Below are 20,616 nucleotides of genomic sequence, written 5' to 3' on the forward strand. Positions count from 1 at the left end.
TCTACGAGCTGGCGGTGATCATACAGGACGGCATTAAGAAGATGACCGAATAGCAGCAGGACTTTTTCTACTACATCACCGTTATGAACGAGTCCTACCAGCAGCCAGCCATGCCGGCCGGTGTGGAAGAAGGCATCATCAAGGGCATGTACCTGCTCGAAGAAGACAACCGCGAAGCGGCGCACCACGTACAGCTGATGGGCTCCGGCACCATCCTGCGTGAAGTCCGTGAAGCGGCGAAGATTCTGCGTGAAGAGTTCAACGTCGGCGCTGACGTATGGAGCGTTACCAGCTTCAACGAACTGCGTCGCGATGGCCTGGCCGTGGAGCGCAGCAACCGTCTGCACCCAGGCCAGAAGCCTAAGCTGAGCTACGTCGAAGAGTGCCTGAACGGCCGTAAAGGTCCGGTGATTGCCTCTACCGACTACATGAAACTGTTCGCCGAGCAGATCCGTCAGTGGGTACCGTCCAAGGAATTCAAAGTCCTGGGCACTGACGGTTTCGGCCGCAGCGACAGCCGCAAGAAACTGCGTCATTTCTTCGAAGTTGACCGTCATTTCGTGGTGTTGGCAGCCCTGGAAGCACTGGCTGACCGTGGTGACATCGAACCTAAGGTTGTGGCTGAAGCCATCGCCAAGTTCGGTATCAACCCGGAAAAACGCAACCCACTGGACTGCTGAGGAGATTTTCCGTGAGCGAACTCATTCGCGTACCTGACATCGGCAGCGGTGAAGGTGAAGTAATTGAACTGTTTGTGAAGGTCGGCGACAAAGTCGAAGCCGACCAGAGCATCCTGACCCTGGAGTCGGACAAGGCGAGCATGGAAATCCCTGCTCCCAAGGCCGGCGTGGTCAAGAGCCTGAAAGTGAAGCTGGGCGATCGCCTGAAAGAAGGCGACGAACTGCTGGAGCTGGAAATCGAAGGTGCTGCTGATGCAGCCCCTGCGCCAGCCGCTCCTGCCGCTGCTCCTGCCACTCCTGCTGCTGAAAAGCCTGCAGCTGCAGCCCAGGCCCCTGCGGCCCCGGCTGCTGCACCTGCCGCCGCCACCGTGCAGGACATTCATGTCCCGGACATCGGCTCGTCGGGCAAGGCCAAGATCATCGAACTGCTGGTCAAGGTCGGCGACACCGTCGAGGCTGATCAGTCGCTGATCACCCTGGAATCCGACAAGGCCAGCATGGAAATCCCTTCGCCGGCTGCCGGCGTCGTGGAAAGCATCGCGGTCAAGCTCGAAGACGAAGTCGGCACTGGCGACTTTATCCTCAAGCTCAAAGTCCAGGGCGCAGCCTCTGCAGCCCCAGCACCCGCTGCTGCGCCAGCTCCGGCGGCCAAGGCTGAAGCGGCACCTGCCGCTGCCGCCCCTGCGCCAGCTGCCAAAGCCGAGGCCGCTGCGGCCCCGGCTGCTGCGTCAGCGCCAAGCGGTGCCAAGGTTCACGCCGGTCCGGCCGTACGCCAACTGGCCCGTGAATTCGGCGTCGAGCTGAATTCGGTGAGCCCTAGCGGCCCGCACGGTCGTGTGCTCAAGGAAGACGTGCAGGTTTACGTCAAGGCCATGATGCAGAAGGCCAAGGAAGCCCCGGCCGCCGGTGCTACTGGCGGCGCCGGTATCCCTCCGATTCCAGTCGTGGACTTCAGCCGCTTCGGTGAAACCGAAGAAGTGCCGATGACCCGCCTGATGCAAATCGGCGCATCGAGCCTGCACCGCAGCTGGCTGAACATTCCGCACGTGACCCAATTCGACTCGGCGGATATCACCGAGCTGGAAGCGTTCCGTATTGCCCAGAAAGCTGTGGCCGAGAAGGCTGGCGTCAAGCTGACCATTCTGCCGCTGCTGCTCAAGTCTTGCGCACACCTGCTCAAGGAACTGCCGGACTTCAACAGCTCCCTGGCACCAAGCGGCAAGGCGATCATCCGCAAGAAGTACGTGAACATCGGTTTTGCGGTTGATACCCCAGACGGCCTGCTGGTTCCTGTGATCAAGAACGTTGATCAGAAGAGCTTGCTGCAACTGGCTGGCGAAGCCGCTGCGCTGGCTGCCAAAGCCCGCGACAAGAAGCTCACGGCCGACGACATGCAAGGCGCCTGCTTCACCATCTCCAGTCTCGGCCACATTGGCGGCACCGGCTTCACGCCGATCGTCAATGCACCGGAAGTGGCGATCCTCGGCGTGTCCAAGGCAACCATCCAGCCAGTCTGGGACGGCAAAGCCTTCCAGCCGAAACTGATGCTGCCGCTGTCGCTGTCCTACGACCACCGTGTGATCAACGGCGCCGCTGCGGCCCGTTTCACCAAGCGTCTGAGCGACCTGCTGGGCGACATCCGCACCATCCTGCTGTAAGACCGCAGGGCCCTTCTTTCGCGAAGGGCCCTGCGTGCTCCACGTTTTCCGAGCGCCACGCTCGTACCTCAACCCCGCCAATTGGCGGGGCTTTTTTTGCCTGCAAAACAGCCCAACCTCGAAAGGCGCTTAGGCAAAACCGCTACGCATTCCTACCGGCGTTAACACCCAAGACTACGCCAACAGTTGACCAGGACCACATCCCGGGTCCACTTCCCCGCCAATTCTTAAATGCCCTCCAGCCATAAGATCAATCGCACAGCACACATAGCGTGCTGGACGCGACTTCCCACGCCGCACTTCGAATGGATTCGAATATGCTCAAGCCTACTGTCGGCCCGATTGTTGGCCATACCACCTTTCAACACACCCGCCTGTTTCTGCGAGGCGCCCCAGTGACCAACGCCTGGGTATTTGCCGGGCTGCGCTATCGCCGCACGGGCGATCCGAACTGGTCCAAAGGGCTCTTTGCCGAGTTGACGACGGCTCGCGACATGTCGGCGGTGATCGCGCTGCATGACCTCGCCAACGATACCGAGTATGAGTACCAGGCAGGCTGGTTCAATACGGGCGATACCCGACCAGCCCTGGAAGTCCTTGACCAGTTAGAACTGCAATGGCCCCGGGAAACCTATCGCTTTCGCACTGCCTCCAGCAAAGCCTGCACACCCCGCAGCTACATCGTCGGCTCGTGCCGCTACCTGCGCATGACTCTGGGTATCCCGATAGCGCCCGCCAAGGGCGACCGGATCTTTGCGGCGATCAAGCGGCTGGCGGACACTTCCTCGCCAGCGATCAGCGGACTGGTGATGACCGGTGACCAGGTGTATCTGGACGACATGAACGTCGTCGCCCCGGACCTCGATTACCCGGATATTCTCGCCAAGTACCGTGCGGCCTTTTCTCAGCCCTATATTCAGGCGCTAATGGCTTCTTTACCGACCTACATGATTCTCGACGACCACGAAATAGAAGATAACTGGCCCGCCAACGCCAGCCGCAACGACACCAGCCTGTATCGCAACGCGATGGCCGCGTACGAAATCTATCAAGCCAGTCATGGCCCGGCGTATGAAATGGCGACTGGCGAGCAACCCGCTGGCCAGCCGCCACATTACTGGTACCAGTTTGCCCAGGGGGACATCGAGTGGTTTGTCATGGACACCCGAACCCGACGCAACCTCTCGGCCGACGACCGACGCATCATCGATGCCGATCAAGAGCAAGCGCTGCTCAAGTGGCTGATCAACAGCCCGGCGCGGGTCAAAATGCTGGTCACGGGCGTCATGCTGTTCCCGGACAGTAAAGGCAATGACAGTGACACCTGGAAAGCCTTCCCCGAACAGCGCCTGCGCATCCTCGAAAGTATCCGCCTGCACAAGATCAGGAATGTGCTGATCATCTCGGGTGACGTCCACGGCTCACTCACCTCGCGCCTACGCCACACCACAGACCCGGACTTCGAGGTGCAGACCATCGTCTCGTCACCGTTCTGCAACAGCGCCTGGCTGCCCTTTGCCAAGTCCTCGTCGTTCATCCTTGACCAGCCGTTGGCGAAAACCGCTGCCGGCGACTATTACCTCGAATGGACAAGCAAGGTGATCAGCCAGGACAACTTCGCCCACCTGACGGTGCGCACCGAGCATATTCGCGTGGAGTACCGCGACACGGGTGGCGACCTGTTGTATTCGGTAAACCTTCCCCTGCACCCTCCCCCCCAGACTCTGCCACTTGTTGTGTAGGTGTGGCCTTACGAAATCCCACAAATTACGCGCAGTTTTCCTACAGAAATCCGTGTTTCGGCCGATAAACACCTATAGCACTAAGCCTTCATCCTCTATTGTCAGCCAGGGCGGCATCATGCAACCTTGCCGCTGGCTACACAGAGGGCGTGAGCACGTCGCGTTCAGCATTTTCGAAGCGAGTTTCTTCCATGAAAAGCCATCCCGATGCCGCCAGCCGAATGGTGGCCGAGGTAGTGACGCAATTGCCTGTGCCCTCGCGGCTCGGCATGCTGCGTTTCGAGCGGCTGAATGAAGCAAGCTGGGCCCTGCTGTTTCTCGACCCCAACTGCGAACGCCAGTTCGGCCTGCCCGCCGTAGAGCTTTGCGCCCTGGTCGGCTCGCCCTACGCCAGCCTGATGGAGCCTGAAGCCCGTTATCAGTTGCACGATACGATCCAGCAGCAACTGAGCCAAAGCCCGCACTACCTGATCCGCTACACCCTGCACACTGCCCAGGGCTCCCTGAGCCTGCTGGAAATGGGCGAAGCCTATAAACAACACAATCGGCACCTGCTGCGCGGTTATCTGCTGGTGGTCGACGGCCTGTTCGAAGACGACCCCTTGCTGCCGGCACTTGACCTGGAAACCCAGAATTCGCGCCTGCAGATTGCCCTGGAGTTGAACCAGCGCGCCCAGCAGGAACAACTGCAACACCTGGAGCGCATGCGTGCCCAGCAAGACCTGATCCTGCTGCTGACGCGCCAGCGCTACAGCTCCGGCAATTCGTTGCGCGAAGCGGCCGAACTGATTACCCGCAGTGCCTGCGATATCTACCAGATCGACAGCGCCAGCCTGTGGAACCTGGAAAATCGCCAACTGCTGCCGATTTCCGCCTACCACCGCTCTTCGCAGGAACACCGGCTACCTGAAGTGATCGACGCCAGCGGCTTCCCCGATTACCTGGAAGCCCTGCACTCGAGCCGGGCCATCGATGCCCACAACGCCATGCATGACCCGCGCACCCGGGAAATGGCCGAGAGCCTGCGTCCACGAGACGTCAACGCCATGCTCGATGCCAGCATCCGCGTGGACGGCCAGGTGGTCGGCGTCCTGTGCCTGGAACAGACCGGCGTGACCCGTGCCTGGCAGTCGGACGAAATCGCTTTCGCCGGCGAGTTGGCCGACCAGTTTGCCCAGGTCATCAACAACCACAACCGGCGCACCGCTACCAGCGCCCTGCACCTGTTCCAGCGTGCGGTCGAGCAAAGTGCCAACGCCTTTTTGCTGGTCAATTGCGACGGCGTGGTCGAGTACGTCAACCCCAGCTTCACGGCGATCACCCAATACAGCACCGAAGAAGTCCACGGCCAGCGCCTGTCGGAACTGCCGGCCCTGGAAAATCTCAGCGAACTGCTGTTCGACGCGCCCTCGAGCCTGGCCAAGAGCAACAGCTGGCAAGGCGAGTTCAAGAGCCGGCGCAAGAATCTGGAGCCCTACTGGGGCCAGTTGTCGATTTCCAAGGTGTATGGCGACAACCGTGAGCTGACCCACTACATCGGCATCTACGAAGACATCACCCAGGCCAAGCTGGCCCAGCAGCGCATCGAGCGTCTGGCCTATACCGACAACCTGACCAACCTGGGCAATCGCCCCGCGTTTATCCGCAACCTCGACGAACGTTTTGCCCGCGACAGCGACAGCCCGATCTGCCTGCTGCTGGTGGACATCGACAATTTCAAGCGGATCAACGACAGCCTCGGCCACCAGACCGGCGACAAACTGCTGATCAGCCTGGCCCGCCGCCTGCGCAACAGCTTGAGCCCGAGTGGCAGCCTCGCGCGTTTTGCCAGCAACGAATTTGCGGTACTGCTGGATGACGCCAGCCTGTCTATCGGTCAGCAAATGGCCAGCCAGCTGTTGATGACGCTGGACAAGCCGATGTTCGTCGATAACCAGTTGATCAGCGTCACCGCCTCCGTCGGCGTGGCCTGTGCGCCGCTGCACGGGCGCGACCCGCAAACACTGATGCGCAACGCCGGGCTGGCCCTGCACAAGGCCAAGGCCAATGGCAAACACCAGGTCCAGGTGTTCACCGAAGCCTTGAACGCCGAGGCCAGCTATAAGCTGTTCGTGGAGAACAACCTGCGCCGCGCCCTGACCCAGAACGAGCTGGACGTGTTCTACCAGCCCAAGCTGTGCCTGCGCTCCGGTCGCCTGCTGGGGATGGAAGCGCTGCTGCGCTGGAACCACCCGGAAAAAGGCATGATCCGCCCCGACCAGTTCATCAGCGTCGCCGAAGAGACCGGCCTGATCATCCCCATCGGCAAATGGATCGCCCGCCAGGCCTGCCGCATGAGCATCGAACTGAGCGCTGCCGGGCTGGGCAACCTGCAGGTGGCGATCAACCTGTCACCCAAGCAGTTCTCCGACCCGGACCTGGTGTCCTCGATTGCCAACATCCTCAAGGAAGAAAAGCTCCCCGCCCACCTGCTGGAGCTTGAACTGACCGAAGGCCTGTTGCTGGAAGCCACCGAAGACACTCACCTGCAGCTCGACCAGCTCAAACGCCTGGGCCTGACCCTGGCCATGGACGATTTCGGCACCGGTTATTCGTCCCTCAGCTACCTGAAGAAATTCCCGATCGACATCATCAAGATCGATCGCAGCTTCATTCATGAGATCCCGGACAACCAGGACGACATGGAGATCACCTCGGCCGTGATCGCCATGGCCCATAATCTCAAGCTCAAAGTGGTGGCCGAAGGCATCGAGACGGCCGAACAACTGGCCTTCCTGCGCCGCCATCGCTGCGACGTCGGCCAGGGCTACCTGTTCGACCGGCCGATCCCCGGCGCCGAGCTGATCGACAAGCTCAAACGCTACCCACGTGGCCCAATTGCCTGACTGAGTCATCCCTGCGGGCGCTCGCTCCCGCGGGGATTATTCGGCACACTGGCGGTCTGACTACTTACATACTCTGACTGAGAGGACTGATCATGGTCTTGCGCTCGGAAATTCTGGTGAACAAAAACGTGCTCCCAACTAAAGAACAAGCCCTGCCCGGCCGCGAATCCCCGATCACCGTACCGGAGAAACACTTCGTCAATAAGGACCAGTACATGCTGGGTCCCTTCATCGGCAACGTAGAGTTCGCGATCTTCGGCCTGGGCTGCTTCTGGGGCGCGGAACGCAAGTTCTGGCAGCGTGAAGGCGTGGTCAGCACGGCGGTGGGTTATGCCGGCGGCTTCACCCCCAACCCGACCTATGAGGAAGTCTGCTCGGGCCTGACCGGCCACACCGAAGTGGTGCTGGTGGTGTATGACCAGGACCGGATCAGCTACAAGCAATTGCTGGCGATGTTCTGGGAGCTGCACAACCCGACGCAAGGCATGCGCCAAGGCAACGACATCGGTACCCAGTACCGTTCGGTGATCTACGCGGTCAAACCTGAACAACTGGAGGAAGCCAAGGCCAGCGAGCAGACGTTCCAGGCGCAGCTGACCAAAGCGGGAATGGGCACCATCACCACCGAGATCGAACAGGCCCCGACCTTCTACTACGCCGAGGCGTATCACCAGCAGTACCTGGCGAAGAACCCTGAGGGCTACTGCGGGATCGGCGGCACAGGCGTGACCTGCCCGATATAAACAGCTGCGAGCTGCGAGCTGCAAGCCTCAAGCCTCAAGCCTCAAGCGTGATGCTCCCATCTAACTTGCAGCTTGCAGCTTGAGGCTTGCCGCTTATCGTTTCTCTTCGATCAACCAATCCATCTGCCACCCACCCTGGGTCTGGCCCAGCTTCTGCGCCAGCCACGGCAGCAACTCCCGCAATTCCTCTTCCAGCCCCCACGGCGGATTGGCAATCGCCAGCCCGGAGCCATTCAGGCTGTTCGGTGTATCCAGCGGATGCACCAGCAATTCCACACGCAGCAACTTCGGCGCGCCCGTGCCGGCCAGGTCCTGATAGAAGCGGCGCAACATGCGCTGGTCCTTCACCGGGTACCAGATCGCCGCCACGGTTTGGCGCATACGGCCAATCGCTTCTTTGAGCGAAGCGGCACAGCGCTGCATCTCATCGAGCTTCTCGAACGGCGGATCGATCAGCATCAAGCCACGCTTCTCCGGCACCGGCAGCATCGCCCGGGGCACATGCCAGCCTTCGCCCAGGTGCACCTTGACCCGGCGATCGCCCTTCATGTTGTCTTTGAGCAGCAAGCCGTCTTCCGGGTGCTTCTCGTTGAGCAGGACACGATCCTGCGGGCGGGTCAGGCGCCGCGCCAGCTCCGGCGAGCCAGGGTAGTAGCGCAACTGGCCATCCGGGTTCATCTCGTGCAGCACCTGCATGTAGTCGGCCGTCAGCACCGGCAGGTCCGGCTCGCCCCACAATCGCGCGATACCCTCCAGGTACTCACCGGTCCGGCTGGCCTGGTCGCCCTGCAGGTCATACAGACCAATGCCGGCGTGGGTGTCGAGATAGGCAAACGGCTGTTCCTTGCGCGACATCAGGGCGATGAGGCGGGTCAAGGTCAGGTGTTTGAACACGTCGGCGTGATTGCCGGCGTGGAAGGCGTGACGATAATTCATGGCTGCTCCTGCGAAGGAGGCGAAGTTTACCTTTTACCGGCCAGCAAGTCAGGGGTTCACGGCTGAGCGGCGCCCCAGCCCCTGCCCGCGGGCCACTTTAGAAACCACCGAAGGCTGCGATCTTTTGATCTTGAACTTGCGGCGAGACCAGCGCCCCAGCCGAAGCGGGTCTGGATGTTACTTAAGTATCCCGGACTCACAATCAAACCAAGTAGCAGCATGCCGACAACTGCAGCACTGAGCTACAAGCTTGTCTTTTATACGCCAAGCTTTCTCAGATTTTTTTACTTGATTTGACCCATAAACTTCCCGACGCACCACACGAGGAGTAACGCCCCCAAAAGCAATGTTACGCTCCACCACAAAATAACCAGCTTGCACTTTATTGCCGCGGGAAGGCTCGCTATATCCTCAGCACTGATGCTGCCGTTTTCAATACCTTTACGTGGTGACGAAACGTAATGGGCAATGTTGCCGATCATCCTCAACCGCCCCCATGGGCCCGCGTGCCGCCAGAAGGCGAGAACGGTAATTGCCGGGCTGTTTTTTAGGTGCCCAAAGAGCACATCCATCTTGGTATAGGCCATATGAAGTGCGACTACGAGCCAGACGAAAATCAGTAGGAGGATTAAGCCACCGAGAGCACCGAACATCATCTGCGCTTTATTCATCTCGTTGCCTCGTAGATAACGTCACCCATCCACTCGCCAACTCCGCTACCTACTACTCCCCCCACCAGCCCCCCTGTTGCTACCGTCACTACGCTGCATACCCCGGTCCCCAAACCACCATTAGTTATCCCGAGCGCTATGCAGAGCCTGCCGGTTGTCTCAACTGATAACCTTACGCCTGCGGCGGCACCTCCCATGATTCCGCCAGCGAAGCTGCCCGCCTCGGTGAATCTCACACGCTCACAAGCTTCGGCATTTCCCGCCATACACACATCCTGCACCTTCATGGCAGAGGCTCCCCCGCCAACAGCAGTACCCAACCAACCGCCGTATTGAACGTATTTAGATGCCTTTGCCACACCTTCAAGGTGAGTCGCGTGACCCGGTATTTGCCCCCCAGCACCGGCATTGGTCCAGTGGTGGACCAGGCTTTGACTGGAGATACCCAGCATTTTTTTCAAAAAAATGAGGACTGATTTATTTTCACCAAAAATTCTTTTCACCAAAACTCTCTTAAACGAGTGGCATACACTGCAATTAACTGCGGCGTCATCGCGTCTTGGCCAGCTATTTGAGCGCTCCTGATTTCCATAACGCGACCAGTAAGACCATAGCAGTGAATGACACGATAACACTCCATTGCAGCACAACTAACTTCCATCTTAGCGGACGAGGAAAGCCTGCAAAGTCCTGAGCACTTAGAATACCGTGCTTAATGAAAAAACTTGGAAAAGCAAGAACCATACAAGCGCTTCCCACGAGCTGAAGTCTACCCCAATAACCCTTATGTATGCGTGCAGCATTAGATATGCTTGGGGAGCTATTCTTGAAATGTCCCAATAAGAACTCTCTTTTCGTATACCCCAAGTGCAATGCGAAACAGTTGCCGACAAGTACGAATACGAACGCCAAGCCACACAAACCGCCAGCAATCATTTCTGCAGTAGTCATTTCGTCGACTCGTAAATCGCTTCGCCTATGAACTCGCCGCTCATTTCTCCCAACGTACCCCCCGCATACGAGCCAGCGCCCACAGCAACGATACTGCAAGCAAGTGTTAAAAAGCCGCCTGTTGGAACTCCCAGAGCAACGCACAGGCCTCCGACTACCGGCGCGGTTAATATCCTGCCTGTGGCCATGCCAGCAGCTACTCCTACCGTGAAACTCCCTGACTCAGTAAGCCGGATTCGTCTACACGCTTCGCTATTTCCTGCAGCACACACATCCTGAACCTTCAAAGCAGACACTCCTGCGCCGACGGCAGTCCCTATCCAACCGCCGTACTGAACGTATTTTGAAGCCCTCGCTACACCTTCAAGATGTGTGGCATGCCCCGGTATTTGCCCCGCTGGGCTGGCATTAGTCCAATGGTGGACCAGGCTTTGACTGGAGATACCCAGCATTTTTTTCAAATTGATATGTTGGGGAAATCCAATGCCCTTGCGGGTCAGTGCTGGCATATGGCTGTTCAATTGAGCGAGCAGACGCTGGCGCTCTGCAAAAAAAGCCGGCGAGCGCAGGTGCCCATCTCTTTGGAGCGTTGTCTGTTGCAATACTTCAATATCCCTCAAAGCACTGCCTACGTTATCCAGATTGTTCTTGAAAATGCTCGCGCCGACGCCGATAGCACCAGAGCCATAAACCAGGAAGGCCTGGATGACATCCCTGTTCTGCACCATGAAATCCGCTTCTTGCGGGCTAAGTATTTCAAGCACCTGGTTAGTCTTGGCCGCCACATCCATGAGCAGCGCTTCTTCACGGCTGCATTGGAAGTTATCGGGATCGCTGAGCACGATCATCGAGCCGGCCTTGACGTCCCGCAGATTGGGATTGAGCAGTTTGAATTTGCCCATTACCGCCGGGTCGCGCAGGGTGAACAACGAGGCCACGAGTTGTTCACCGGTGGTGCTCTTGGGCACGATGTAAAAGCCCGGTTCCATAGCATCGTGACCAATGGACTGTGATGGAGACGGCACACCTGTCACTGACGTAAAGCTAGATGGACGCGGCGCAGCCAAATTACCGGTAGTTGTTATCGATTGCGCAGGCGAGGTCGATTGAGCGGTTACCCTGGATGCCTTGGGAGCAGAGGGCTCATTTATATAACTACCTTCGAAATTCGAGGGGATTAGTTTGGCTCGACAGGGGCAACCACTGAAACTATCTAGCGTGCCAGCGACTCGTCGACCATCGCTTATGACATGAGAAACCCCGCCCAGAATCTGGTACCTCTTCTTGTCTTTTCCGCAACTGACCAGATCACCCTCACGTGCGTGGATTAGGCCGAACAAGCTAAAGGAGTGATCCCCCTCCAGAACGGTACCGCCGCAGGTAGTTTTGTCACCTGGCCCAATGTAGTACCCGATAGCCATGTCTTGATGTCCTTTTCCCTGGCGGCCCATCCCTCGGAGAAATGCGCCATTGCTAACGATGAGTTACGCCAGCTCGGAAACGAGTCGGCTAACGCAAAGTACGTGCACACAGAGAGAATTCAAGGCGCCCGAGCAAAACAGGAAATATCCCACGAGCAGTACAGAAAGAAGCGACAAATTTGGAGATCAGGGTCAATACCCGAACAAAAAAACGGCCCGCATCCATCAGGCTGCGGGCCGTTCTTTGATCAGCGATTGATCAGGGCATTGGCCCTGGCAATTACTTGTTCAGGTGGAAATCTTTCTCTGCTGCGGCAAAGCGCTGCAGCATGCCGGCCGATGGTTCGCCCATCTTGCTGACCAGGAAGATTGCCAGGCTGGCGAAGATGAAGCCCGGGATGATTTCGTACAGACCCAACAGTTCGAAATGCTTCCAGACGATCACAGTCACCGCACCTACCACGATACCGGCCAGTGCGCCGTTACGGGTCATGCCTTTCCACAGTACCGAAATCAGTACAACCGGACCAAAGGCGGCACCGAAGCCGGCCCAGGCGTAGCTCACCAGGCCCAGTACGCGGTTTTCCGGGTTGGCTGCCATCGCGATGGCCACCAGTGCAACCGCCAGGACCATGGCGCGGCCGACCCAGACCAGCTCGACCTGGGAAGCGTTCTTACGCAGGAAGGACTTGTAGAAGTCTTCGGTCAGGGCACTCGAGCACACCAGCAGTTGGCAGCTCAGGGTGCTCATTACCGCCGCCAGAATGGCCGACAGCAGCACGCCAGCGATCCATGGGTTGAACAGCAGCTTGGCCAGCTCGATGAACACACGCTCGTGGTTCTCGGTCACAGGGCCGGCAACTTCCGGGTGCGCCGAGAAGTAGGCGATACCGAAGAAGCCCACTGCCACGGTGCCGCCCAGGCACAGGATCATCCAGGTCATGGAGATGCGACGCGCCTTGGCGATCGACTTCACCGAATCCGCCGCCATGAATCGCGCCAGGATGTGCGGCTGGCCGAAGTAGCCCAGGCCCCAGCCCATCAGCGAGATGATGCCGATGAAGGTGGTGTTTTTCAGCATGTCGAAGTTGCTTGGATCTTGCGCTTCGATGGCCAGGAAGGTGGTGTCGACGCCACCGGTGGCCAGCAGCACGATGATCGGCGTCAGCAGCAGGGCGAAGATCATCAGTGTGGCTTGCACGGTGTCGGTCCAGCTGACTGCCAGGAAACCACCGACGAAGGTGTAGGCAATAGTCGCCGCAGCACCGGCCCACAGCGCAGTCTCGTAGGACATGCCGAAGGTGCTTTCGAACAGACGGGCGCCAGCCACAATGCCGGAAGCGCAGTAGATGGTGAAGAACACCAGGATCACCACGGCAGAAATGATGCGCAGCAGGCCGCTCTTGTCTTCGAAGCGGCTGGAGAAGTAGTCCGGCAGCGTCAGTGCATCACCGTTGTGCTCGGTCTGTACCCGCAGGCGACCGGCTACGAACAGCCAGTTCAGGTAGGCACCGATGATCAGGCCGATGGCGATCCAGCTTTCCGACAGGCCCGACATATAGATGGCACCTGGCAGGCCCATCAACAACCAGCCACTCATGTCCGAGGCGCCAGCGGAAAGCGCGGTCACGACGCTGCCCAGGCTACGGCCACCGAGAATGTAGTCAGAAAGGTTGTTGGTGGAGCGATAGGCCATGAAGCCGATCAGCACCATTGCTGCGATGTAGATCACGAACGTGATCAGGGTTGGATTGCTTGCACTCATTGAGTTACGCCCTGGCTTTGTTTTTATGTAGCAGCGGTCTGTTGAACCGCCACCAAACGATTACGCTTGAAAGACGATTGGAGAATCCGCGCATTTATGACTGATGTTTCCCCAGGAAAGCCATCAGCCGATGAACCGTCTCGTGGATGGTTGCACCTTGGGCGCGAATGCTATTCAACAAAGCAAATGAGGTGCAACCTGTTTCGCCCGAATAAGTTGCACCCAGTCGGAAATTTATTTTAAAGGACAGTTTTTGCTCCCTTTCGGAGCAAGAAACTCAACGGACTGGGAGAAAAAGCACCAAGCAGGGGCGACGCGCTGTTGCTTGAATTTAATTCCTGACGAACTGCCGATAATTCCGACAAAAAAGGGTTGCACCAGGTTGCACCTCCCTCAGTGCGCCGCTAATCTTGCCGCCAGCTGATGCCACGCAGTCGTGGCAAACATGAGGATAAAAATATGGCTACCACCACCCTTGGGGTCAAACTCGACGACCCGACCCGCGAGCGCCTCAAAGCCGCCGCGACCTCGATTGATCGCACGCCGCACTGGCTGATCAAGCAGGCGATTTTCAATTACCTGGAAAAACTCGAGGGTGGTGCAACCCTGACCGAGCTCAACGGTTTGACCCGTGCCGAGGCCGACGAAAGCGCTGACGTGCACGTCGACCACGCGCACCAGTGCTTCCTTGAGTTCGCGGAAAGCATCCTGCCGCAATCGGTCCTGCGCGCCTCGATCACTGCCGCCTACCGTCGCCCTGAGCCGGAAGTGGTGCCAATGCTGCTCGAACAGGCCCGCCTGCCTGCAGCGATGGCCGATGCCACCAACAAGCTGGCCGCCTCGATTGCGGAAAAACTGCGTAACCAGAAGAGCGCCGGCGGCCGTGCAGGCATCGTCCAGGGTCTGCTGCAGGAATTCTCCCTGTCGTCCCAGGAAGGCGTGGCCCTGATGTGCCTGGCCGAAGCGCTGCTGCGGATTCCCGACAAAGGTACCCGCGACGCCCTGATCCGCGACAAGATCAGCACCGGCAACTGGCAACCGCACCTGGGCAACAGCCCGTCGCTGTTCGTCAATGCTGCGACCTGGGGCCTGCTGCTGACCGGCAAACTGGTCTCCACCCATAACGAATCCGGCCTGACTTCGTCCCTGAGCCGCATCATCGGCAAAAGCGGCGAACCGATGATCCGCAAGGGCGTCGACATGGCCATGCGCCTGATGGGCGAGCAGTTCGTGACCGGCGAAACCATCGCCGAAGCCCTGGCCAACGCCAGCAAGTTCGAAGCCAAGGGCTTCCGCTACTCCTACGACATGCTCGGCGAAGCAGCGCTGACCGAACATGACGCGCAGAAATACCTGGCGTCCTACGAGCAAGCCATCCACTCGATCGGCAAGGCGTCCCACGGCCGCGGCATTTACGAAGGCCCGGGCATCTCCATCAAGCTGTCGGCCCTGCACCCACGCTACAGCCGCGCCCAGTACGAGCGCGTGATGGACGAGCTGTACCCGCGCCTGCTGTCGCTGACCTTGCTGGCCAAGCAATACGACATCGGCCTGAACATCGACGCCGAAGAAGCCGACCGCCTGGAACTGTCGCTGGATCTGCTCGAGCGCCTGTGCTTCGAACCACAACTGACTGGCTGGAACGGCATCGGTTTTGTGATCCAGGCCTACCAGAAGCGTTGCCCGTACGTGATCGACTATGTGATCGACCTGGCTCGCCGCAGCCGTCATCGCCTGATGATCCGCCTGGTAAAAGGTGCGTACTGGGACAGCGAAATCAAGCGTGCCCAGGTCGAAGGCCTGGAAGGCTATCCGGTCTACACCCGCAAGGTGTACACCGACGTTTCCTATATCGCTTGCGCGCGAAAACTGCTGTCGGTACCAGAAGTCATCTACCCGCAGTTCGCGACCCACAACGCCCACACGCTGTCAGCCATCTACCATATCGCCGGTCAGAACTACTACCCGGGCCAGTACGAGTTCCAGTGCCTGCACGGCATGGGTGAACCACTGTACGAACAAGTCGTGGGCAAGGTTTCCGAAGGCAAGCTGAACCGTCCGTGCCGCGTGTACGCACCGGTCGGCACCCATGAAACCCTGCTGGCGTACCTGGTACGTCGCCTGCTGGAAAACGGCGCGAACACTTCGTTCGTCAACCGGATCGCCGACCAGTCGATCTCCATCCAGGAGTTGGTGGCCGATCCAGTGAACCAGATCGAGCAGATGGCGACGCTGGAAGGCGGCTTCGGCTTGCCGCACCCGCGTATCCCGCTGCCGCGTGATCTGTATGGCAGCGAGCGCGCCAACTCCAGCGGCATCGACATGGCCAACGAACATCGCCTGGCTTCGCTGTCCTGCGCTCTGTTGTCGAGCGCCCATAACAACTGGAAAGCCGCGCCGATGCTCGGTTGTGCCTCCAGCAGCGAAACCCCGGCACCGGTCCTCAACCCGTCGGATCATCGCGACGTGGTCGGCCATGTCCAGGAAGCCACCGTCGAAGACGTCGACAATGCGATCCAGTGCGCCCTCAACGCCGCACCGATCTGGCAGGCCACCCCGCCCGCCGAGCGCGCGGCGATCCTGGAACGTGCCGCCGACCTGATGGAAGGCGAGATCCAGCCGCTGATGGGCCTGCTGGCCCGCGAAGCCGGCAAGACCTTCGCCAACGCCATCGCCGAAGTGCGCGAAGCCGTGGACTTCCTGCGTTACTACGCGGTGCAGGCACGTAACGATTTCAGCAACGACGCCCACCGCCCACTGGGTCCGGTGGTGTGCATCAGCCCGTGGAACTTCCCATTGGCAATCTTCAGTGGTCAAGTGGCTGCTGCATTGGCCGCCGGTAACCCGGTACTGGCCAAGCCTGCGGAACAGACCCCGCTGATCGCCGCTCAAGCCGTGCGCCTGCTGCTCGAAGCCGGTATCCCTGAAGGCGTCCTGCAACTGCTGCCAGGCCGTGGTGAAACCGTCGGTGCCGGCCTGGTCGGCGACGATCGCGTCAAAGGCGTGATGTTCACCGGTTCCACCGAAGTCGCGCGCCTGCTGCAACGCAACATCGCCGGGCGCCTGGACTCCCAGGGCCGTCCGATTCCACTGATCGCCGAAACCGGTGGCCAGAACGCCATGATCGTCGACTCCTCGGCCCTCACCGAACAGGTGGTGATCGATGTGGTTTCCTCGGCCTTCGACAGCGCCGGCCAGCGTTGCTCGGCACTGCGCGTGCTGTGCCTGCAGGAAGATTCGGCAGACCGCGTGATCGAAATGCTCAAGGGCGCCATGGCTGAATGCCGCCTGGGCAATCCGGAGCGCCTGTCCGTGGACATCGGCCCGGTGATCGACGCCGAAGCCAAGGCTGGCATCGAGAAGCACATCCAGGGCATGCGCGACAAAGGTCGCAGCGTGTACCAGGTGGCAATCGCCGATGGCGAGGAAGTCAAACGCGGCACCTTCATCATGCCGACCCTGATCGAGCTGGAAAGCTTCGACGAGCTGCAACGCGAGATTTTCGGCCCGGTACTGCACGTGGTGCGCTACAAGCGCAAAGACATCGACCTGCTGATCGAGCAGATCAACGCTTCCGGCTACGGCCTGACCCTGGGCGTGCACACTCGCATCGACGAGACCATCGCCAAGGTGATCGACAACGTCAATGCCGGTAACATCTACGTCAACCGCAACATCGTGGGTGCCGTGGTCGGCGTGCAACCGTTCGGCGGCGAAGGCCTGTCGGGCACTGGCCCGAAAGCCGGTGGCCCGCTGTACCTGTACCGCCTGCTGTCGACTCGCCCAAGCGACGCGATCGAGCAATCCTTCGCCCGTGCCGATGCCGAGACAGCGCCGGATGTGCGTCTGCGTGATGCCATGCGCAAGCCACTGACCGCCCTGCAAGCCTGGGCCGACAGCCACAAGCTCAACGACCTCAGCGCCCTGTGCGTGAAGTTCGCCGAGCAATCGCAAAGCGGTATCACCCGCGTCCTGGCCGGCCCGACCGGCGAGCGCAACAGCTATGCGATCCTGCCGCGCGAACACGTACTGTGCCTGGCGGACAGCGAAAGCGACCTGCTGACGCAACTGGCTGCGGTCCTGGCCGTGGGCGGCTCGGCAGTGATGCCGGAGAACGAGCTGAGCAAGGCACTGCTGGCCCGTCTGCCAAAAGAAGTACAGGCGCGCATCCAGCGGGTTGCAGACTGGACCAAGGACGAAGTCGTCATTGATGCCGTGCTGCATCATGGTCACTCCGACCAGTTGCGTGCGGTCTGCCAGCAAGTGGCAACCCGTGCCGGCGCCATCGTCGGGGTCCACGGCCAGGCGCCGGGGGAAACCGGCATTGCGCTGGAACGCCTGGTGATCGAGCGCGCGCTGAGCGTCAACACCGCAGCGGCCGGCGGTAACGCCAGCTTGATGACTATTGGCTAAAACCGATAAGCCGGGCACCTGCAACAGATGCCCGGTTAAGCAACAATCCCTGTGGGAGCTGGCTTGCCAGCGATAGCGATGTGTCAGTCACCATTAGTGTTGACTGATCTGCCGCCATCGCTGGCAAGCCAGCTCCCACAGTGGTTTGTGGTGAGTATGTTAAGTCACCGCTCTTGCCCACCATCACGCTCATCAATCTTCCTGTTCACCCCGCCCTTCCCGCCTCTAGACTCGGCCCATTCCAAAACAGGTAGGCCGCCATGTCCGAGACGCTGCTCAGTTCCCGCAATCTGGCTTTCGAGCTGTACGAAGTCCTCGATGCCGAGGGTTTGACTCAGCGCGAGCGTTTCGCCGAGCACAACCGCGAGACCTTTGACGCGGCCATTGGCACCGCCCGCAGCATCGCCGAGAAGTACTTTGCGCCCCATAACCGCAAGGGCGACGAGAACGAGCCGCGCTATGAAGACGGCAAGGCGATCCTGATCCCGGAAGTCAAACCTGCCGTGGATGCCTTCCTCGAAGCCGGTTTTCTCAACGCCGCCCGCAGTTTCGAAGCCGGTGGCATGCAGTTGCCGACCCTGCTGTCGCAAGCCTGTTTCGCCCACTTTCAAGCAGCCAACGCGGCAACCACTTCCTACCCGTTCCTGACCATGGGCGCGGCCAACCTGATCGAGAGCTTTGGCACCGACGAGCAGAAACAACGTTTCCTGCAGCCAATGATCGACGGTCGGTTTTTCGGCACCATGGCCCTCACCGAACCCCACGCTGGCTCGTCGCTGTCGGACATCCGTACCCGCGCCGAACCGGCGTCTGACGGTACTTATCGTCTCAAGGGCAACAAGATCTTTATTTCCGGCGGCGATCATCCGCTCTCGGAAAACATCGTGCACATGGTGCTGGCTAAGCTGCCGGACGCGCCGGCCGGCGTGAAAGGGATTTCGCTGTTCATCGTCCCCAAGTTCCTGGTCAACGATGACGGCAGCCTCGGTAAGCGCAATGACGTGCTGCTGGCCGGCCTGTTCCACAAGATGGGCTGGCGCGGCACCACTTCGACTGCGTTGAACTTCGGCGATAACGGGGAGTGTGTCGGCTATCTGGTAGGCAAGCCGCACCAAGGCCTGAGCTGCATGTTCCAGATGATGAACGAGGCGCGGATCGGCGTCGGCATGGGCGCGGTGATGCTGGGGTATGCCGGCTACCTGTATTCCCTGGAATACGCCCGCGAACGCCCGCAAGGTCGCCTGCCGGACAGCAAGGACCCAAATACCGCCCCGGTCTCGATCGTCCAGCACGCCGACGTCAAACGCATGCTGCTGACCCAGAAAGCCTACGTCGAAGGCGCATTCGACCTCGGCCTCTACGCGGCGCGATTGTTCGATGACACCACGACGCTTGAGACCGAAGCCGAGCGCAAAAAGGCGCACGAACTGCTGGACCTGCTGACGCCCATCGTCAAATCCTGGCCATCGGAGTTCTGCCTCAAGGCCAACGAACTGGCAATCCAGATCCTCGGCGGCCACGGCTATACCCGCGAGTACCCGGTGGAGCAGTACTACCGCGACAACCGCCTGAACCCGATCCACGAGGGCACCCACGGCATTCAGTCGCTGGACCTGCTGGGGCGCAAGCTCGCGCAGAACGGCGGCGCGGGGCTCAAGCAACTGATCCGCCTGATCGCCGACACCGCCGAACGTGCCCAGGCATATGAATCGCTGACGCCATTACGTGAGCCGCTAGAAAAGCTGGTGGCGCGCCTGCAAACCGTGACCATCGGCCTGCTGACCGACCTGGCTCAGGGCAAGGTCAACAGCAGCCTGGCCAACTCGGCGCTGTACCTGAAGGTATTTGGTCACACGGTGATCGGCTGGCGCTGGCTGGAACAGGCAATCCGCGCCGAAGAAGGATTGGCCAAGGGCAATGCCGCGGACGTCGGCTTCTATAAAGGCAAGCTGCAAGCGGCGCGCTACTTCCTGACTTGGGAAGTGCCGGGTTGCCACCATGAGCTGGCGATTCTTGAAGCGCGCGATGACGTGTGCCTGGGCATGCAGGATGAGTGGTTTTGATCACTGCCTTGCGGTACTGAAATCCAATCGTCGGATCGCCGCCCGGAGCAAGCCCGCTCCCACAAGGATCTGTGTTGTTCACAGATAAGTGGGAGCGGGCTTGCCCGCGATAGCGCCAGCTGGGCCGACGCTATTTTCAGTCAGACCTGACTGATGGTCTTGGCAATCACTTCGACCGTGGCGCTGACTTGCTCTTGGTAACGGTCGAGTTCCTGTTGGTGACGCTTCTGCATTTCCAACTGCTTTGAACACAGGTTCATCGCCGTCAGCACCAGCAGTTTGTCCCCGATCAGGGTCGGGTATTTCTTCTTGGTCTCAGCCAGCACCGCCTTGAGCATGAGCGCGGCGTCGAGCAGCATCTGCTCTTCCCCGGCCGGCGCCTTGATCGAATAGTCTTCTCCAAGAATGGAAACGACTTTTACCCCATCGGCACCGTGATTCATGCGTTCACAGGACCTGCGCTCACACGCTCAACCAGGGCTTGAATACGGGCTACGGTGGCACCCTGCTTTTCTTCCTGTTCCATCAGGCTCAATTGCAGGCTTTCGTTTTCGTCCTTGGCCTGGGCCAGCTCGGCGCTCAGGGTCTGGTTAGTGCCGAGCAGTTCCTGGTTCTGTTGCACCAGCTCGCTGACCAGTTGTTCCAATTGGCTTAGGGTTGCTTCCAACATTTTGATATTCCGGGCATT

The 20,616-nt window shown here is 59.7% G+C and carries 13 protein-coding genes and 2 pseudogenes; 7 read left to right on the top strand and 8 right to left on the bottom strand.

What is annotated here, in order from left to right; translation table 11 throughout:
* The 5 genes and pseudogenes from ACIOVD_RS15805 to msrA form a co-directional block, all read left to right on the top strand.
* A pseudogene (locus ACIOVD_RS15805) lies at window positions 1–680 on the top strand (transketolase-like TK C-terminal-containing protein); the annotation flags it as partial.
* Window positions 681–691: 11 nt separating this feature from the next.
* Entirely contained in the window at window positions 692–2,338 is a 1,647-nt protein-coding gene (gene aceF, locus ACIOVD_RS15810; RefSeq protein ID WP_401128942.1) for a dihydrolipoyllysine-residue acetyltransferase, read from the top strand.
* Between the two features lie 317 nt (window positions 2,339–2,655).
* Entirely contained in the window at window positions 2,656–4,080 is a 1,425-nt protein-coding gene (locus tag ACIOVD_RS15815) for an alkaline phosphatase D family protein (protein ID WP_401128945.1), read from the top strand.
* 191 nt (window positions 4,081–4,271) lie between these two features.
* Window positions 4,272–6,965, top strand: a complete 2,694-nt coding sequence (locus ACIOVD_RS15820) for an EAL domain-containing protein (RefSeq protein ID WP_401128948.1) — start codon at window positions 4,272–4,274, stop codon at window positions 6,963–6,965.
* A 92-nt stretch (window positions 6,966–7,057) separates the two neighbouring features.
* Window positions 7,058–7,708 (top strand): peptide-methionine (S)-S-oxide reductase MsrA, encoded by a 651-nt coding sequence (gene msrA / locus ACIOVD_RS15825; protein ID WP_095167157.1) that lies wholly within the window; start codon window positions 7,058–7,060, stop codon window positions 7,706–7,708.
* 93 nt (window positions 7,709–7,801) lie between these two features.
* On the opposite strand, the gene ACIOVD_RS15830 is transcribed toward msrA, so the two are convergent.
* From ACIOVD_RS15830 to putP, 6 genes and pseudogenes are all read right to left on the bottom strand, one after another.
* The gene (locus tag ACIOVD_RS15830; protein ID WP_401128951.1) at window positions 7,802–8,644 is read right to left on the bottom strand and encodes a 23S rRNA (adenine(2030)-N(6))-methyltransferase RlmJ; all 843 of its coding nucleotides are present in this window, start codon (window positions 8,642–8,644) and stop codon (window positions 7,802–7,804) included.
* A gap of 284 nt (window positions 8,645–8,928) precedes the next feature.
* On the bottom strand, window positions 8,929–9,315 hold the full coding sequence (locus tag ACIOVD_RS15835; protein WP_401128954.1) for a hypothetical protein: 387 nt from the start codon (window positions 9,313–9,315) through the stop codon (window positions 8,929–8,931).
* Window positions 9,312–9,818, bottom strand: coding sequence for a hypothetical protein (locus ACIOVD_RS15840; protein WP_401128957.1), 507 nt, complete (start codon window positions 9,816–9,818; stop codon window positions 9,312–9,314). Before ACIOVD_RS15840 ends, ACIOVD_RS15835 begins: the two co-directional genes overlap by 4 nt.
* Before the next feature lie 444 nt (window positions 9,819–10,262).
* Complete coding sequence (locus tag ACIOVD_RS15845; protein WP_401129082.1) at window positions 10,263–11,255, bottom strand: PAAR domain-containing protein; 993 nt, start codon at window positions 11,253–11,255, stop codon at window positions 10,263–10,265.
* A gap of 231 nt (window positions 11,256–11,486) precedes the next feature.
* Window positions 11,487–11,717: pseudogene (locus tag ACIOVD_RS15850) on the bottom strand (PAAR domain-containing protein); the annotation flags it as partial.
* Window positions 11,718–11,967: 250 nt separating this feature from the next.
* On the bottom strand, window positions 11,968–13,452 hold the full coding sequence (putP, locus tag ACIOVD_RS15855) for a sodium/proline symporter PutP (RefSeq protein WP_095167159.1): 1,485 nt from the start codon (window positions 13,450–13,452) through the stop codon (window positions 11,968–11,970).
* A gap of 459 nt (window positions 13,453–13,911) precedes the next feature.
* On the opposite strand from putP, the gene putA reads away from it, so the two are divergent.
* Window positions 13,912–17,865 (top strand): trifunctional transcriptional regulator/proline dehydrogenase/L-glutamate gamma-semialdehyde dehydrogenase, encoded by a 3,954-nt coding sequence (putA, locus tag ACIOVD_RS15860; protein ID WP_401128961.1) that lies wholly within the window; start codon window positions 13,912–13,914, stop codon window positions 17,863–17,865.
* Window positions 17,866–18,125: 260 nt separating this feature from the next.
* On the top strand, window positions 18,126–19,928 hold the full coding sequence (locus ACIOVD_RS15865; RefSeq protein ID WP_401128964.1) for an acyl-CoA dehydrogenase: 1,803 nt from the start codon (window positions 18,126–18,128) through the stop codon (window positions 19,926–19,928).
* A 140-nt stretch (window positions 19,929–20,068) separates the two neighbouring features.
* Here the strand turns inward: ACIOVD_RS15865 and ACIOVD_RS15870 are convergent, their stop codons facing one another.
* Complete coding sequence (locus ACIOVD_RS15870) at window positions 20,069–20,371, bottom strand: cell division protein ZapA (RefSeq protein ID WP_095167163.1); 303 nt, start codon at window positions 20,369–20,371, stop codon at window positions 20,069–20,071.
* Window positions 20,368–20,598 carry a hypothetical protein gene (locus tag ACIOVD_RS15875; RefSeq protein ID WP_095167165.1) on the bottom strand — a complete coding sequence of 77 codons (231 nt, stop codon included), beginning with the start codon at window positions 20,596–20,598 and terminating at the stop codon, window positions 20,368–20,370. The genes ACIOVD_RS15870 and ACIOVD_RS15875 overlap by 4 nt, the downstream gene beginning before the upstream one ends.
* Window positions 20,599–20,616 lie beyond the last annotated feature (18 nt).

This window comes from Pseudomonas sp. NPDC087626, from assembly GCF_044743405.1.
Lineage (GTDB): Bacteria > Pseudomonadota > Gammaproteobacteria > Pseudomonadales > Pseudomonadaceae > Aquipseudomonas.

Bases quoted from the DNA above. Each gene is read 5' to 3' on its own strand.
- ACIOVD_RS15815 (WP_401128945.1), top strand. From the start codon at position 2,656: ATGCTCAAGCCTACTGTCGGCCCGATTGTTGGCCATACCACCTTTCAA.
- ACIOVD_RS15820 (WP_401128948.1), top strand. From the start codon at position 4,272: ATGAAAAGCCATCCCGATGCCGCCAGCCGAATGGTGGCCGAGGTAGTG.
- msrA (WP_095167157.1), top strand. From the start codon at position 7,058: ATGGTCTTGCGCTCGGAAATTCTGGTGAACAAAAACGTGCTCCCAACT.
- ACIOVD_RS15830 (WP_401128951.1), bottom strand. From the start codon at position 8,644: ATGAATTATCGTCACGCCTTCCACGCCGGCAATCACGCCGACGTGTTC.
- ACIOVD_RS15835 (WP_401128954.1), bottom strand. From the start codon at position 9,315: ATGAATAAAGCGCAGATGATGTTCGGTGCTCTCGGTGGCTTAATCCTC.
- ACIOVD_RS15845 (WP_401129082.1), bottom strand. From the start codon at position 11,255: ATGGAACCGGGCTTTTACATCGTGCCCAAGAGCACCACCGGTGAACAA.
- putP (WP_095167159.1), bottom strand. From the start codon at position 13,452: ATGAGTGCAAGCAATCCAACCCTGATCACGTTCGTGATCTACATCGCA.
- putA (WP_401128961.1), top strand. From the start codon at position 13,912: ATGGCTACCACCACCCTTGGGGTCAAACTCGACGACCCGACCCGCGAG.
- ACIOVD_RS15865 (WP_401128964.1), top strand. From the start codon at position 18,126: ATGTCCGAGACGCTGCTCAGTTCCCGCAATCTGGCTTTCGAGCTGTAC.
- ACIOVD_RS15870 (WP_095167163.1), bottom strand. From the start codon at position 20,371: ATGAATCACGGTGCCGATGGGGTAAAAGTCGTTTCCATTCTTGGAGAA.
- ACIOVD_RS15875 (WP_095167165.1), bottom strand. From the start codon at position 20,598: ATGTTGGAAGCAACCCTAAGCCAATTGGAACAACTGGTCAGCGAGCTG.